The following is a 13075-nucleotide window of genomic DNA, read 5'->3' on the forward strand; positions in this document are numbered from 1 at the left end:
ATTCGAAACCCCATCGTTACCAAGTCACAACGACGAAGATGGAGAATCTCGAATGCGTACCCTGGCCCTGACGATCGGCAGCCTGATGATGGTGCCCGCCGCGGCTCTGGCACAGCAAGCCCAGCCCGCTCCCGGCGCCGCCGCGACCACTGCCGGTTCCGCGACCGCCTCCGCGCCCACCGTCGGCGCGACCATTTACGACAGCGCTGGCGTGGCGCTCGGCACCGTCGCCAGCATCACGCCGCAGGCGGTGATCCTCAACACCGGCACCGCGCAGGTGCCCGTGCCGCCGGCGTCGATCGGCAAGACCGACAAGGGCTTCGCCATGGCGATGACCAAGGCCGATCTCGACGCCGCGGTCGCCAGCTCGCAGGCGCAGGCGCAGCAGGCGGTGAAGGCGAAGCTGACCCCGGGCACCGCAGTGTCGGGTCTCAACGGCGCCAATCTCGGCACGATCAAGTCGGCAGACGCGCAGTTCGTGACGGTGACCACCGCCAAGGGCGATGTGAAGCTGCCGATCACCGGCTTTACCGCCGATGCGACCGGCAAGGTCATCGTCGGCATCACCGCCGATCAGCTCGCCGCCGCCACCGCTGGTGCCACCGCCGGCGCGGCCAAGTAATCGGGCCGGGGGAGGTTCGCCTCCCCCGCCCCTTCCGTCAGGCGGACGCCGCCATTTCGGTCAGCGCCGCGCGGATCGCCTCGATCGCCTCGGCCGCTTTGCCGCCATCGGGTCCGCCGCCCTGCGCCATGTCGGGCCGGCCACCGCCACCCTGACCGCCGAGCACCGTCACCGCCCGCCGCAGCAGGTCGACCGCGCTGACGCGGCCCACCAGATCCTCGCTCACGCCGACCGCGATCGACGCGCGCCCGTCGTTCACCGCGACCATCACCGCGACACCGGCACCGCCCAGGCGCTGCTTGGCATCGTCGACCGCGCCGCGCAGCCCCTTGGCGTCGAAGCCGTCGAGTATCTGACCGAGGAAGGCGACGCCGCCGACTTGCTCCGGCCCAGCCGCGGCTCCGCCGCCACCGCCCATCGCCAGCGCCTTCTTCGCCTCGGCCAGCTCGCGCTCGAGCCGCCGCCGCTCGTCGAGCAACGCCGCGACGCGCGCCGGCACCTCGTCGGGCGTGGTCTTGAGCGCGATCGCCGCCTCGCGCAGCCGCTCGTCGCGGGCGGTGAGATAGGCACGCGCAGCCTCGCCTGTCAGCGCCTCGACGCGGCGGACGCCGGACGATACCGCGCCCTCGCCGATCACCTTGAACAGGCCGATGTCGCCGAGCGCATTGACGTGGGTGCCGCCGCACAGCTCGACCGAATAGGTCTTGCCGCCGTCCTCGCTGCCCATCGACACAACCCGGACCTCGTCGCCATATTTCTCGCCGAACAAGGCCATCGCGCCTTCGGCGATCGCCTCGTCGGGGGTCATCAGCCGCGTCGTCACGCTGCCGTTGCCGCGGATCTGTGCGTTGACCGCAGCCTCGGCGTCGGCGAGTTCGGCGGCGGTCATCGCCACCGGATGCGAGACGTCGAACCGCAGCCGCTCGGGCGCGACCAGCGAACCCTTCTGCGCGACATGCGTGCCGAGCCGCTGGCGCAGCGCCTCGTGCAGCAGATGCGTGGCCGAATGATTGGCGCGGATCTGCGCGCGGCGGGCGACGTCGATCTGCAGGCGGACGGCATCGCCGACCGTGATCGCGCCACTCTCCACCACCGCTCGATGGACGAAGACGCGGCCGAGCTGCTTCGACGTCTCGGTCACGCTGGCGCGCAGACCCGCATCGGTCGAGATCACGCCGGTATCGCCGACCTGCCCGCCGCTCTCGCCGTAGAAGGGCGTCTGGTTGACGATGATCGCGACGGTGTCGCCGGCGGCGGCCTGATCGACGCGCGCGCCGTCCTTGACCAGCGCGACCACTTCGCCCTCGCCGACGTCGGCGCTATAGCCGATGAACTCGGTCGAGCCGGTCTCTTCGGCGATGTCGAACCACAGATCGTCCGACGCCTTGGCGCCCGATCCCTTCCACGCCGCGCGGGCCGCGCGCTTCTGCTCGGCCATCGCCGCGTCGAAGCCGGCGCGATCGACGGTCAGGCCGCGCTCGCGCAGCGCGTCCTCGGTCAGGTCGTAGGGGAAGCCGAACGTGTCGTAGAGGCGGAAGGCGGTTTCGCCGGCGAGCGTCGCGCCCGCCGCCATATCGACCGTCGCCTCGTCGAGCAGCTTGAGCCCCTTGTCGAGCGTCTTGCGGAACTGCGTCTCTTCCTGGCGCAGCGTCGCCTCGATCAGCGGCTGCGCGCGGACCAGCTCGGGATAGGCCGCGCCCATCTCGGCGACCAGCGCCGGCACCAGCCGGTGCATCAGCGGCTCCTTCGCGCCGAGCAGGTGCGCGTGGCGCATCGCCCGCCGCATGATCCGGCGTAGCACATAGCCGCGCCCCTCATTGGCCGGCAGCACGCCGTCGGCGACGAGGAAGCCCGACGAGCGCAGGTGATCGGCGATGACGCGGTGCGACGCACGCCGCGGCCCTTCCGCATCGGTACCGGTCAGCGAGGTCGAGGCGGCGATCAGCGCCTTGAACGTGTCGGTATCGTAATTGTCGTGGACGCCCTGCAGCACCGCGGCGATCCGCTCCAGCCCCATGCCGGTGTCGATCGACTTCTTGGGCAACTCGCCGACGATTTCGTTGGCGTCCTGCTCATATTGCATGAAGACGAGGTTCCAGATCTCGACGAACCGGTCGCCGTCCTCGTCCGGGCTGCCGGGAGGGCCGCCGGGGATGTGCGCGCCATGGTCGTAGAAGATCTCCGAACAGGGGCCGCACGGCCCGCTGTCGCCCATCGCCCAGAAATTGTCCTTGGTGGCGATGCGGATGATCCGCTCTTCCGGCAGATACTTGGTCCATAGGCCATGCGCCTCGTCGTCGGTATGATAGACGGTGGCGGTCAGCTTTTCGGCCGGAATGCCCCAGACGCCGGTGAGCAGCGTCCAGGCATGATGGATCGCCTGTTCCTTGAAGTAATCACCGAAGGAGAAATTGCCCAGCATCTCGAAGAAGGTGTGATGCCGCGCGGTATAGCCGACATTGTCGAGGTCGTTGTGCTTGCCGCCGGCGCGCACCGACTTCTGGCTGCTGGTCGCGGTGACGTAGGGCCGCGTCTCGAGGCCGGTGAAGACGTTCTTGAACGGCACCATGCCGGCGTTGACGAACATCAGCGTCGGATCGTTCTGCGGCACCAGTGGCGCCGAGGGCACGATGGCGTGCCCCGCGCTCGCAAAATAGTCGAGGAAGCCGCGGCGGATGTCGTTGGTCGAGATCATAGGCCAAGCGACTTAGGCGAGAGACGGCCCGCCCTCAAGCGCCGTTCGCCGCCGCCGGATCACAGCGCGTCGTCGGCCCAGCGCAGCCCGCCGGGCAAGTCCGCCGCCGCTATGTCCATCTGGAGCACCCGACGGCGTCGACCGGAGGCGGCGCGGGCGGAGCCGTGCAGGATCGGCGTGGCGTAGAACCATATGTCACCCGCCTCCGCCAGACACACGGCGCTGCCACAGCGTTCCACCACGGCGTCGATCGCCGCTTCCGCGATTACGCCGAGGCGATGCGAACCCGGCGCGACGTGGAGCGGGCCATTGTCCGGCCCGACCGGATCGAGATGGAGGCGGACGGTCACCATAGCCGCCAGCACGGCGATCGGCGGGGCGACGTGCAGCCGGTCCTGCTTCCTCGTCCACGGGCCGAAACCCGGCACGTCGATCCGCTCGGCGACCTCGACGGTACGATCCTGATGCCAGCCGAGCGCCCAATTGGCGCCGTCACGCTTGTCGAACAGCAAGGCCCGCACCGGGCGCGCCCGCGGCCCGAGCAGATCGATCAGCGTTGGGGCGATCGCGCGATAGGCGGCAAGCGCGGCGCAGCGCGTCGGGTCGATCCGCAGTCCCGGCTGGTCCGGCGGCAGATGCCCGAAGAGATCGGCGAGCGCGTCGCATGCCGCCGCATCGAGGCGGCCATCCCATCTGGCATAGCCCCGGTCCGCCAGCCGCACCCGCATCACAAGGGCGCGTCGATCGAGGCCGGCGGTGTGCTGAACCAGCGCGGGCCGGCGGCGGTCATGTGGAAGCAATCCTCGATGCGTACGCCGAACCGACCGGGAAGGTAGAGGCCCGGCTCGTTCGAGAAGCACATGCCCGCGGCCAGCCGCGTCGTCTCGCCGCGGACGAGATTGACCGGCTCGTGCCCGTCCATGCCGATGCCATGGCCGGTCCGATGCGACAGGCCCGGCAGCGCGTAATCGGGACCATAGCCGAGGCCGGTGTAATAGCGCCGCACCGCATCATCGACGCTGCCCGCGGTGGCGCCGATCCGCGCCGCGTCGAGTGCGACCTGCTGCCCGTGCGCGACCTGATCCCAAACGGTGCGCTGCGCCGTGCTCGCCGTGCCGCGCGGCACCCAGGTGCGCGAGATATCCGATTGATAGCCCTGCACCGTACAGCCGCAGTCCATCAGCAGCAGCGCGCCATCGGCGATGCGATGGACCTCGCGGCTGCCGTGCGGCAGCGCTGCCGCCGGGCCGATCAGCGCCAGCGCGAATTCGGGATCGCCGCCGAGCCTGGTCGTCGCCGCATTCATCAGCGCGCCGATCGCACTGCCGCTCATCCCCGCCTCGATCCGCGGCGCGAGCCAGTGATAGGCGGCAAGCGTCACCTTGGTCGCCGTCTCCATCAGCGCAAGTTCGGCCGGTGTCTTGATCATCCGGCAGCCGCGCACCACCGGATTGGCGCCGACCTGCCTGGCGTCGGGCGCGTAGCGGGCGAGATCGCTCGGAATGAAGACGCGCACCGTCTCCTCGATCCCGATCGGCAGCCGGTCGAGCCGCCGCTCCCGCAGCCAGGCGGCGACGACGGCGAGCGCATTGCCGTCCTCCTGCCAGACGCGGACCTCGGCAGGCACGGCGAGCGTCTGGCGGACCGAGGGTTCCTCGAAGAAGGGCGTGACGATCAGCGGCGCGCCCTCGCGCGGCAGGATGGCGAGCGTCGGGCGCTCGCTGCGCCCCCAGCGCACGCCGGTGAAATAGAGCATCGACGAGCCCGGCTCGATCAGCACCGCGCCGAGGCCATTCGCCGCCATCAGCGCCTGCGCCCGGGCGAGGCGGCGCGCCCGCTCGTCCGCGCCGATCGGCGTCGCGCCCGTGGTGATGTCGCGCAATGCCGACAGATCGGGTTCGGCGGCGCGGAGCAGCCCGGCGGAAAGCAGGGGCACCGTCGCCGCAGCGGCGAGCAGCGCGCGGCGCGAGGGGGTGGCGATCATGATGCCAGCGATACGGCGCTTGACCCGGCGGTCGCAATCCCCTTCCGTGGCCGGCGATATTGGGAGACTTGCTGCATGGCCAAACGGCTGACTGTGTTTATCGTGATCGGCCTGCTGCTTGGCGTCGTCGTCGGGTTGGCGATCAACGGATGGCTCGACGACGGCACGCCCGCCGCCGCGGCGCGGCTGAAGGGCATCGCCGGCTATTTCGCCATCGGCACCACCGTCTTCCTGCGCCTCATCAAGATGATCATCGCGCCGCTGGTGTTCGCGACACTGGTCAGCGGCATCACCCAGATGGGCGATACCGCGTCGCTCGGCCGGGTCGGTGCCAAGGCGATCGGCTGGTTCGTGTCGGCCAGCCTGATCTCGCTGGGCCTCGGGCTGGTGCTGGTCAATCTGATCCACCCCGGCGTCGGCATCAACCTGCCCTTGCCGCCGGTCGATGCCGATGCGGGGATCGCTACCGCGGCGTTCAGCCTCGACACGTTCATCACCCATATCGTCCCGGCATCGATGGTCGAGGCGATGGCGACCAACGAGATCCTCCAGATCGTCGTCTTCTCGATCTTCGTCGGCGTCGCGATCACCGCGGTCGGCGAGCGGGCCGCGCCGCTGACCCGGGCGATCGACGGGCTGGTCGCGGTGATGCTGCGGATCACCGATTACGTCATGCGCGTCGCCCCGGTCGCGGTGTTCTGCGCGGTCGCGGCGACGCTGACCGAGCGCGGTGCCGGGGTGATCGGTCAACTCGCCTTCTTCATGGGCAGCTTCTACCTCGCCTTGCTGTGCCTGTGGGCGATCCTGCTCGGCCTCGGCTTCCTGTTCATCGGACCGCGCATCCGGGCGCTGATCGGCTATGTGCGCGAGCCATTGCTCGTCGCCTTCACCACCGCCTCGTCGGAAGCCGCCTATCCGCGCATGCTGGAGGCGCTCGACAAGTTCGGGGTGCCGCCGCGGATCGCCAGCTTCGTGCTGCCGCTCGGCTATTCATTCAACCTCGACGGCTCGATGATCTACATGACCTTCGCGTCGCTGTTCATCGCCCAGGCCTATGGCATCGCGCTGCCGCTCGGCACGCAAATCGCGATGCTGCTGTTCCTGATGATCTCGTCCAAGGGGATCGCCGGGGTGCCGCGCGCCAGCCTGGTGGTCATCGCGGCGGTGCTGCCGGTGTTCAAGATCCCGGAGGCGGGATTGCTGCTGATCCTGGCGATCGACCATTTCCTCGACATGGGCCGCACCGCGACCAACGTCATCGGCAATGCCGTCGCCGCATCGGTGGTGGCGAAATGGGAGGGCGGCCTCGACCCGCGCGAGCCGGCGACGATCGACCCGCTGGTCTCGCACGGACCGGCGGCGGAGGCGACGACGCGGTTCCGGGATTGAGCGCTTCGCCGGGGTCCAGCCGCCGGCGGGTAAGGTCACGCGAAGGCATGAAGACGTGATCCAAAAGGAGGTTCACGCGGAGGCACGGAGGCGCGGAGATTAGGGTTGCCGCGAACGCGGCAATTTGCCCTGACGGCCGTGACGTACGCGGAAACGACGCTCCTATCGCAACCCTCCGCGCCTCCGCGCCTCCGCGCGAACCAGCTCCAGCCACAGGTTCGCGTCTTCGGGCGCCGCCCTCACCCGCCCATCGCCCCGATCAGGCGTAGGCGTAGCGACCGCCCTTCTCCAACGCCGCCTGATAGGCCGGACGGGCGTGGACCTTGTTCAGCCAGGCGATCGTCGCGGGGCGCGACGCGTCGAGCCCCGCGCGGCTGCGCGCCGCCTCGAGCGGGAAGCTCATCATCACGTCGGCGGCGGTGAGGTCGTCGCCCGCGAACCACGGCCGCTGCGACAGCTCCGCCTCGACATAGTCGAGGTGGACGTCGATCATCGGCTGGATGCGCTTGATCGCCGGCTTGCCCATCAGCGGAATACGGCTGAGCACCAGCTTGAGCAGCAGCGGCGGCATCATCGAGCCTTCGGCATAATGGAGCCAGAAGCGATAGCGCAGCGCCGAATCGCGGTGCGGCGGCGGTCCGAGCCGGCCATCGGCCTTTTCAACGAGATATTCGACGATCGCGCCCGTCTCTGCGACGACGCGGCCGCCGTCGGCGTCGAGATCCTCGATCACCGGCGACTTGCCGAGCGGATGGATGCGCTTGAGCTCGGGGGGCGCGAGCATCGTCCTGGCGTCGCGCTGATAGCGCTTGACCTGATAGTCGAAGCCGAGCTCCTCGAGCATCCACAGGATACGCTGCGACCGGCTGTTTTCGAGATGGTGGACGATGATCATCTGACTTCCCTTCATCGCGGCTCAGGCCGCGCGCACCTCTTGCCAATTCCCGACGGCACGATTTCGTTGCCTGACGCGCGACGCCGTCGATCGAACCCGGAGCGCGAGCCTAGACGGCGCACCGCGAGCGCCCCAAAGACAAAAGAGGCCCGCCGTCGCCGGCGAGCCTCCTGTCGTCGCATAGCGCCGGGCGCGCATCAGATGTCGTCGTCGGCTTCCGGTCCGGCCATCATCTCCTCGGCGACCTTTTCGGTCCGCTGACGGATCGCCTTTTCGAGCCGGTCGGCCATCTCGGGATGTTCGCGCAGATAGTTCTTCGAATTCTCGCGACCCTGACCGATGCGGACGCTGTCGTAGCTGAACCACGCGCCCGATTTCTCGACCAGCCCGGCCTTGACGCCGAGATCGAGGATCTCGCCGATCTTCGAAATGCCCTCGCCGTACATGATGTCGAACTCGACCTGCTTGAACGGCGGCGCGACCTTATTCTTGACGACCTTGACGCGGGTGGCGTTGCCAGTGACCTCTTCCTTGTCCTTGATCGCGCCGGTGCGACGGATGTCGAGGCGGACCGAGGCGTAGAACTTCAGCGCGTTGCCGCCCGTCGTCGTCTCCGGATTGCCGTACATCACGCCGATCTTCATGCGCAGCTGGTTGATGAAGATCACCATGCAACGCGACCGGCTGATCGACCCGGTCAGCTTGCGCAGCGACTGCGACATCAGTCGCGCCTGCAGGCCGACGTGGCTGTCGCCCATCTCGCCCTCGATCTCCGCGCGGGGAACCAGCGCGGCGACCGAATCGACGACTAGCACGTCGATCGCATTGGAGCGGACGAGCGTGTCGACGATCTCCAGCGCCTGTTCGCCGGTGTCGGGCTGCGAGACGATCAGCTCGTCGATGTTGACGCCGAGCTTCTTGGCATAGACCGGGTCGAGCGCATGTTCGGCGTCGACGAAGGCCGCGGTGCCGCCGCCCTTCTGCGCCTCGGCGATGACGTGCAGCGCGAGCGTCGTCTTGCCCGACGATTCGGGGCCATAGACCTCGATCACGCGGCCGCGCGGCAGGCCGCCGACGCCGAGCGCGATGTCCAGACCGAGCGAACCGGTCGAGATCGCCTCGACCTGCATCGCCTCCTTCTGGCCGAGCTTCATCGCCGAGCCCTTGCCGAAGGCGCGGTCGATCTGCGCCAGCGCGGCGTCGAGCGCCTTTTGCCGGTCGGTATTTGCGGTTGCCATGCCGGTGTCGATCACTTTCAGATTGGCGGCCATCGGGAGGGTCCTCGCTAGAGCAAGCGCGCCGTCGGGGCAACGCGTCTGTTCACCATGTACGGTGTTTGTTCCGTGAGAACAAGAGGGGAACGCGGATTTTACCCGATCGAGGGTGCCGGATCACGTCAGCCGCGTCGCCAGCGTCCACCAGCCGCAGGCGCGCGCGCGCTCCGCGGCCGCATCCCGCGCCGCCGGCTCGTCGAACAGCGCGAAGCAGGTCGCGCCGCTCCCCGACATGCGCGCCAGAAGCACGTCAGGCGCGGCGGCGAGCTGGGCGAGCACCGCGTCGATCACCGGCGCGATCGCGCGGGCGGGCGGTTCGAGGTCGTTGCGGCCGGCGCGGGCGCGGGCGAGCAGGTCCCCGTCCTCGGCGATCGCGCCGCGATCGATCCCGTCCCAGCGCGCGAAGACCGCGGCGGTGCCGACCGCGACGCCCGGATTGACGAGCAGCACCGGCATACCCGCCAGCCCCTCGACCGGCAGCAGCGCCTCCCCCTTGCCGGTACCCAGCGTCGCCCGCCCGAGCAGGCAGGCAGGAACGTCGGCACCGAGCGTCTCGGCGAGCACGAACAACCGCGGGTCGTCGGTGGCGATGCCGTGCAGGCGGGCGAGCGCGCGCAGGGTCGCCGCGGCATCCGCCGAGCCGCCGCCGATCCCCGAGGCGATCGGCAGATGCTTGTCGAGCGTGATCGCATGCGCCTGGGCGATGCCGAACACGCCGGCGAACCCCTGCGCCGCGCGCAGCACGAGATTGTCCGCGGGATTGCCGCCCGCGAGCGCATCGGCGAACGGTCCGGCGATCGTGAAGCTGTCCGCCGCGGCGGGAACGACGGTGATCGTATCGCCATCGGCCGCGAAGACGAACAGCGTCTCCAGAGCATGATAGCCGTCGGCGCGGCGATGCCGCACGTGCAGGGCGAGATTGATCTTGGCAGGGGCGGGTTCGACGATCATCGCGGCGGCAATCCGTTCGCGGCCTTGGCGGCGAGCCGCTGCGCCTCGGCCGGCGTCGCGGTCAGCGCCGCGGCGCGCCAGGCGTAGCGCGCCTCGTAGCGCCGGCCGCGCGTCCAGTAGAGATCGCCGAGATGCTCGCCGATCTCGGCATTGACGGTGTCGACCGCGGCGGCACGCTCGATCAATGGCTGCGCCCGCGCAATATCGCCGCTGAGGAAATAGGCCCAGCCGAGCGAATCGGCGATCGAGGAATCGTCGGGCTTGAGCGCATGCGCGCGTTCGAGCATCGCGATCGACTGCGGCACGTCGATGCCGCGCTCGGCCTGCGCATAGCCGAGATAGTTGAGCGCGAGCGGTTCGGCCGGGGCGATCGCCACCGCCTTCTGCAACGCGGCGCGGCTCGCCGGCCAGTCGCCCGCCTGTTCGAGCGCACCGCCATATTGCAGCCATGCGCTCCACGCGGTCGGATCGGCATCGACGACGCGGCGGTACCAGCCGACCGCCTCGCGATGCCGGTCGAGCGCGGTGAGCTGGTCGGCATAGGTCTGCCAGTCGCCCTCGCCCGCCCCCGGCCGCTCGGCCCCCGTGCGGGCGATGGCGAGCGCTTCCTCCTGGCGACCGGCGGCGGTGAGGATCGCGATCCGCGTCGCCAGCGCGGTCGAGGCATAGGGGCTCGCCGCGCCGATCCCGTCGAGCGCGGTCAGCGCGCGCGGCAACGCCTTGTCCTTGGCGAGAGCGCCGGCGAGCAGCAGCCGCACGCGATCATTGGCGGGGTAAGCGATCAGCGCGGTGCGGGCGAGCGCGATCGACAGCTCGCTTGCATCCTGATCGGCAAGGTCGCCGGCGATCCGGCCGAGCAGCCGCGATACGCCGAAGCCGAGCGTCGGCTGCGCGGCATCGCCCTCGCGCAATGCCGCGAACACCGGATCGTCGCCGGCGAGCAGGCTGCGGGCCTGATCCTTCTGCCCGAGGCCGAACAGCAACTGACCGGCGGAGAGGCGCAGGTCGATCGGCGAGCCGGTCTCGCGCAGCGCCTGGACCGTGGCCAGACCCTTTGCGGTGTCGCCGCGGGCGATCTGGATCAATGCCGCGGTCTCGGCGGCAAGCCGCTGCGCGACCGGGTCCTTGCCGGTGGCGAGAATCGCCGGCGCCGGGTTCTGCTTGCTCGCGAAGGCGATCCAGGCGCGCAGCGACGGCGCGAGCACGCCGAGCGGGGTGGTGGCGAGCGCATCGGTCGCGGCGCTCGCGCCCGCAGCGTCGCCGCGGGCGGCGGCAAGCGCGAGCGGCAACAGCGGCAGATCGGCGGGGGCGCCCGGCTGGCCGCGCAGCACCGCGGCGGCGCGGGTGGCGAGCGCGACGTCGCCCGCGGCGAGCGCCTCGCGATAGGCGCGCACCGCGACCGCCGTACTGGTCGGCGCCGCCGCCAGCGCGCGGGCATAGCCTGCGGCGGCGAGGTCGACGCGGCCGTCGGCATCCGCCGCCCCGGCCTTCAGGTAATCGGCAAGCCGCGCGGTGTCCGCCGCCGCCGGCGCGATCGTGGCACAGCCGACCGCCGCGGCGAGGATCAGGCGCTTACATGTTGGGATAATTCGGGCCTCCACCACCCTCCGGCACCACCCAGTTGATGTTCTGGGTCGGGTCCTTGATGTCGCACGTCTTGCAGTGGACGCAATTCTGCGCGTTGATGACGAACTTCGGCTCGCCCGTCTCCTGCCCGACGATCTCGTAAACGCCGGCCGGGCAATAGCGTTGCGCCGGTTCGTCGTAGAGCGGCAGGTCATATTCGACCGGCACGTTCGGGTCCTTGAGCGTCAGGTGGACCGGCTGGTCCTCCTCGTGATTGGTGTTCGACAGGAACACCGAGGACAGGCGGTCGAAGGTCAGCACGCCGTCGGGCTTGGGATAGACCGGCGGCTTGACCAGATCCTTGCGCCACAGGCTCTCGTGATCCGGATGATGCTTCATCGTGAACGGCATGCGGATGCCGAAATGCTCGAGCCACATCGTCACGCCGGCAAGGCCGGAGCCGAGGAAATCGCCGAACTTCTTGACCAGAGGCACGACGTTGCGGACGATCGACAGCTCCTTTTTGACCCAGCTCGTCTCGAACGCCTGCGGATAGGCGACGAGCTCGTCATGCTGGCGCTGCGACAGGATCGCGGCGGCGGCGGCCTCGGCAGCCATCATGCCGCTCTTCATCGCGGTATGCGTGCCCTTGATCCGCGGCACGTTGAGGAAACCGGCGCTGTCACCGATCAGCGCGCCGCCGGGGAAGACGAGCTTGGGGATCGACTGCAAGCCGCCGTCGCTGATCGCGCGCGCGCCGTAGGAGACCCGCTTGCCGCCCTTGAGCAGCGCGGCGATCTCCGGATGCGTCTTCCACTTCTGCATTTCCTGGAAGGGCGACAGATAGGGATTGGTGTAGTTGAGCCAGGTGACGAAGCCGAGGCTGACCTGCCCGTTCGCCTGATGGTAGAGCCAGCCGCCGCCATTGGCGTCGTCGCCGAGCGGCCAGCCCTGGGTGTGGATCACCCGTCCGGGCTGGTGCAGCGCCGGATCGATGTCCCACAATTCCTTGACGCCGAGGCCGTAGACCTGAGGCTGCGCGTCGCGCGCGAGGTCGAAGGTGCGGATCACCTCCTTGCTCAGGTGACCGCGGCAGCCTTCGGCGAAAAAGGTGTATTTGGCGTGGAGTTCGAGCCCCGGCGTATAGTCGGGCTTGTGCGTGCCGTCGCGCGCCACGCCCATGTCGCCGGTGGCGACACCGATCACGCGGCCTCCGTCGTCGAACAGCACCTCGGCGGCGGCGAAGCCCGGGAAGATCTCGACGCCGAGTTCCTCCGCCTTGCCGGCGAGCCAGCGGCACAGATTGCCGAGGCTGCCGGTATAGGTGCCCTTGTTGTGGAGGAAGGGCGGCGTCCACAGATGCGGCAGCACCGTCTTCTTCGTCGGGCTGAGCACCCAATGGAGATTGTCGGTGACCGGCACCTCGGCCAGCGGGCAATCCTCGCGCCAGTCGGGCAGCAGCTCGTCGAGGCTGCGCGGATCGATCACCGCGCCCGACAGGATATGCGCGCCGACCTCCGAGCCCTTTTCGAGCACGCAGACCGACAGGTCGGCGCCCTGTTCGGCAGCGACCTGTTTGAAGCGGATCGCCGCCGACAGGCCCGCCGGGCCGGCGCCGACGATCACCACGTCATAGGGCATCGATTCGCGTTCCGACATCATTCCACTCCCGGCATCCCACTGGATGCATCGTGCTTGC

The 13075-nt window shown here is 69.4% G+C and carries 10 protein-coding genes; 2 read left to right on the forward strand and 8 right to left on the reverse strand.

Annotated features, from left to right (window positions below):
* Positions 1-52: 52 nt before the first annotated feature.
* A complete protein-coding gene (locus PBN85_RS09910) occupies positions 53-622 on the forward strand; it encodes a hypothetical protein (RefSeq protein WP_271298843.1) in 570 nt (189 codons plus the stop codon).
* Positions 623-659: 37 nt separating this feature from the next.
* Here PBN85_RS09910 and alaS read toward each other — a convergent pair whose 3' ends face one another.
* From alaS to PBN85_RS09925, 3 genes are read right to left on the reverse strand one after another with little or no spacing between them, the layout of a single operon-like run.
* A complete protein-coding gene (gene alaS, locus PBN85_RS09915; protein ID WP_271298844.1) occupies positions 660-3317 on the reverse strand; it encodes an alanine--tRNA ligase in 2658 nt (885 codons plus the stop codon).
* 59 nt (positions 3318-3376) lie between these two features.
* Entirely contained in the window at positions 3377-4045 is a 669-nt protein-coding gene (locus tag PBN85_RS09920) for a phytanoyl-CoA dioxygenase family protein (RefSeq protein ID WP_271298845.1), read from the reverse strand.
* Positions 4045-5301, reverse strand: a complete 1257-nt coding sequence (locus PBN85_RS09925; RefSeq protein ID WP_271298846.1) for a M24 family metallopeptidase — start codon at positions 5299-5301, stop codon at positions 4045-4047. The genes PBN85_RS09920 and PBN85_RS09925 overlap by 1 nt, the downstream gene beginning before the upstream one ends.
* Positions 5302-5376: 75 nt before the next feature.
* On the opposite strand from PBN85_RS09925, the gene PBN85_RS09930 reads away from it, so the two are divergent.
* A complete protein-coding gene (locus tag PBN85_RS09930) occupies positions 5377-6690 on the forward strand; it encodes a dicarboxylate/amino acid:cation symporter (protein WP_271298847.1) in 1314 nt (437 codons plus the stop codon).
* Between the two features lie 259 nt (positions 6691-6949).
* Here PBN85_RS09930 and PBN85_RS09935 read toward each other — a convergent pair whose 3' ends face one another.
* The 5 genes from PBN85_RS09935 to PBN85_RS09955 all read right to left on the reverse strand — a co-directional run bounded on the left by PBN85_RS09935 (position 6950) and on the right by PBN85_RS09955 (position 13035).
* On the reverse strand, positions 6950-7585 hold the full coding sequence (locus PBN85_RS09935) for a glutathione S-transferase family protein (RefSeq protein ID WP_271300877.1): 636 nt from the start codon (positions 7583-7585) through the stop codon (positions 6950-6952).
* Positions 7586-7782: 197 nt separating this feature from the next.
* Entirely contained in the window at positions 7783-8856 is a 1074-nt protein-coding gene (gene recA, locus PBN85_RS09940; RefSeq protein WP_037536277.1) for a recombinase RecA, read from the reverse strand.
* A 120-nt stretch (positions 8857-8976) separates the two neighbouring features.
* Entirely contained in the window at positions 8977-9810 is an 834-nt protein-coding gene (locus PBN85_RS09945; RefSeq protein WP_271298848.1) for a 4-(cytidine 5'-diphospho)-2-C-methyl-D-erythritol kinase, read from the reverse strand.
* Positions 9807-11411, reverse strand: a complete 1605-nt coding sequence (locus PBN85_RS09950) for a tetratricopeptide repeat protein (protein WP_271298849.1) — start codon at positions 11409-11411, stop codon at positions 9807-9809. Before PBN85_RS09950 ends, PBN85_RS09945 begins: the two co-directional genes overlap by 4 nt.
* The gene (locus PBN85_RS09955; protein WP_037536475.1) at positions 11383-13035 is read right to left on the reverse strand and encodes an electron transfer flavoprotein-ubiquinone oxidoreductase; all 1653 of its coding nucleotides are present in this window, start codon (positions 13033-13035) and stop codon (positions 11383-11385) included. Before PBN85_RS09955 ends, PBN85_RS09950 begins: the two co-directional genes overlap by 29 nt.
* Positions 13036-13075 lie beyond the last annotated feature (40 nt).

This window comes from Sphingomonas sp. CV7422 (genome assembly GCF_027945725.1).
GTDB lineage: Bacteria > Pseudomonadota > Alphaproteobacteria > Sphingomonadales > Sphingomonadaceae > Sphingomonas > Sphingomonas kyungheensis.

Bases quoted from the DNA above. Each gene is read 5' to 3' on its own strand.
- PBN85_RS09910 (WP_271298843.1), top strand. From the start codon at position 53: ATGCGTACCCTGGCCCTGACGATCGGCAGCCTGATGATGGTGCCCGCC.
- alaS (WP_271298844.1), bottom strand. From the start codon at position 3,317: ATGATCTCGACCAACGACATCCGCCGCGGCTTCCTCGACTATTTTGCG.
- PBN85_RS09920 (WP_271298845.1), bottom strand. From the start codon at position 4,045: ATGCGGGTGCGGCTGGCGGACCGGGGCTATGCCAGATGGGATGGCCGC.
- PBN85_RS09925 (WP_271298846.1), bottom strand. From the start codon at position 5,301: ATGATCGCCACCCCCTCGCGCCGCGCGCTGCTCGCCGCTGCGGCGACG.
- PBN85_RS09930 (WP_271298847.1), top strand. From the start codon at position 5,377: ATGGCCAAACGGCTGACTGTGTTTATCGTGATCGGCCTGCTGCTTGGC.
- PBN85_RS09935 (WP_271300877.1), bottom strand. From the start codon at position 7,585: ATGATCATCGTCCACCATCTCGAAAACAGCCGGTCGCAGCGTATCCTG.
- recA (WP_037536277.1), bottom strand. From the start codon at position 8,856: ATGGCCGCCAATCTGAAAGTGATCGACACCGGCATGGCAACCGCAAAT.
- PBN85_RS09945 (WP_271298848.1), bottom strand. From the start codon at position 9,810: ATGATCGTCGAACCCGCCCCTGCCAAGATCAATCTCGCCCTGCACGTG.
- PBN85_RS09955 (WP_037536475.1), bottom strand. From the start codon at position 13,035: ATGTCGGAACGCGAATCGATGCCCTATGACGTGGTGATCGTCGGCGCC.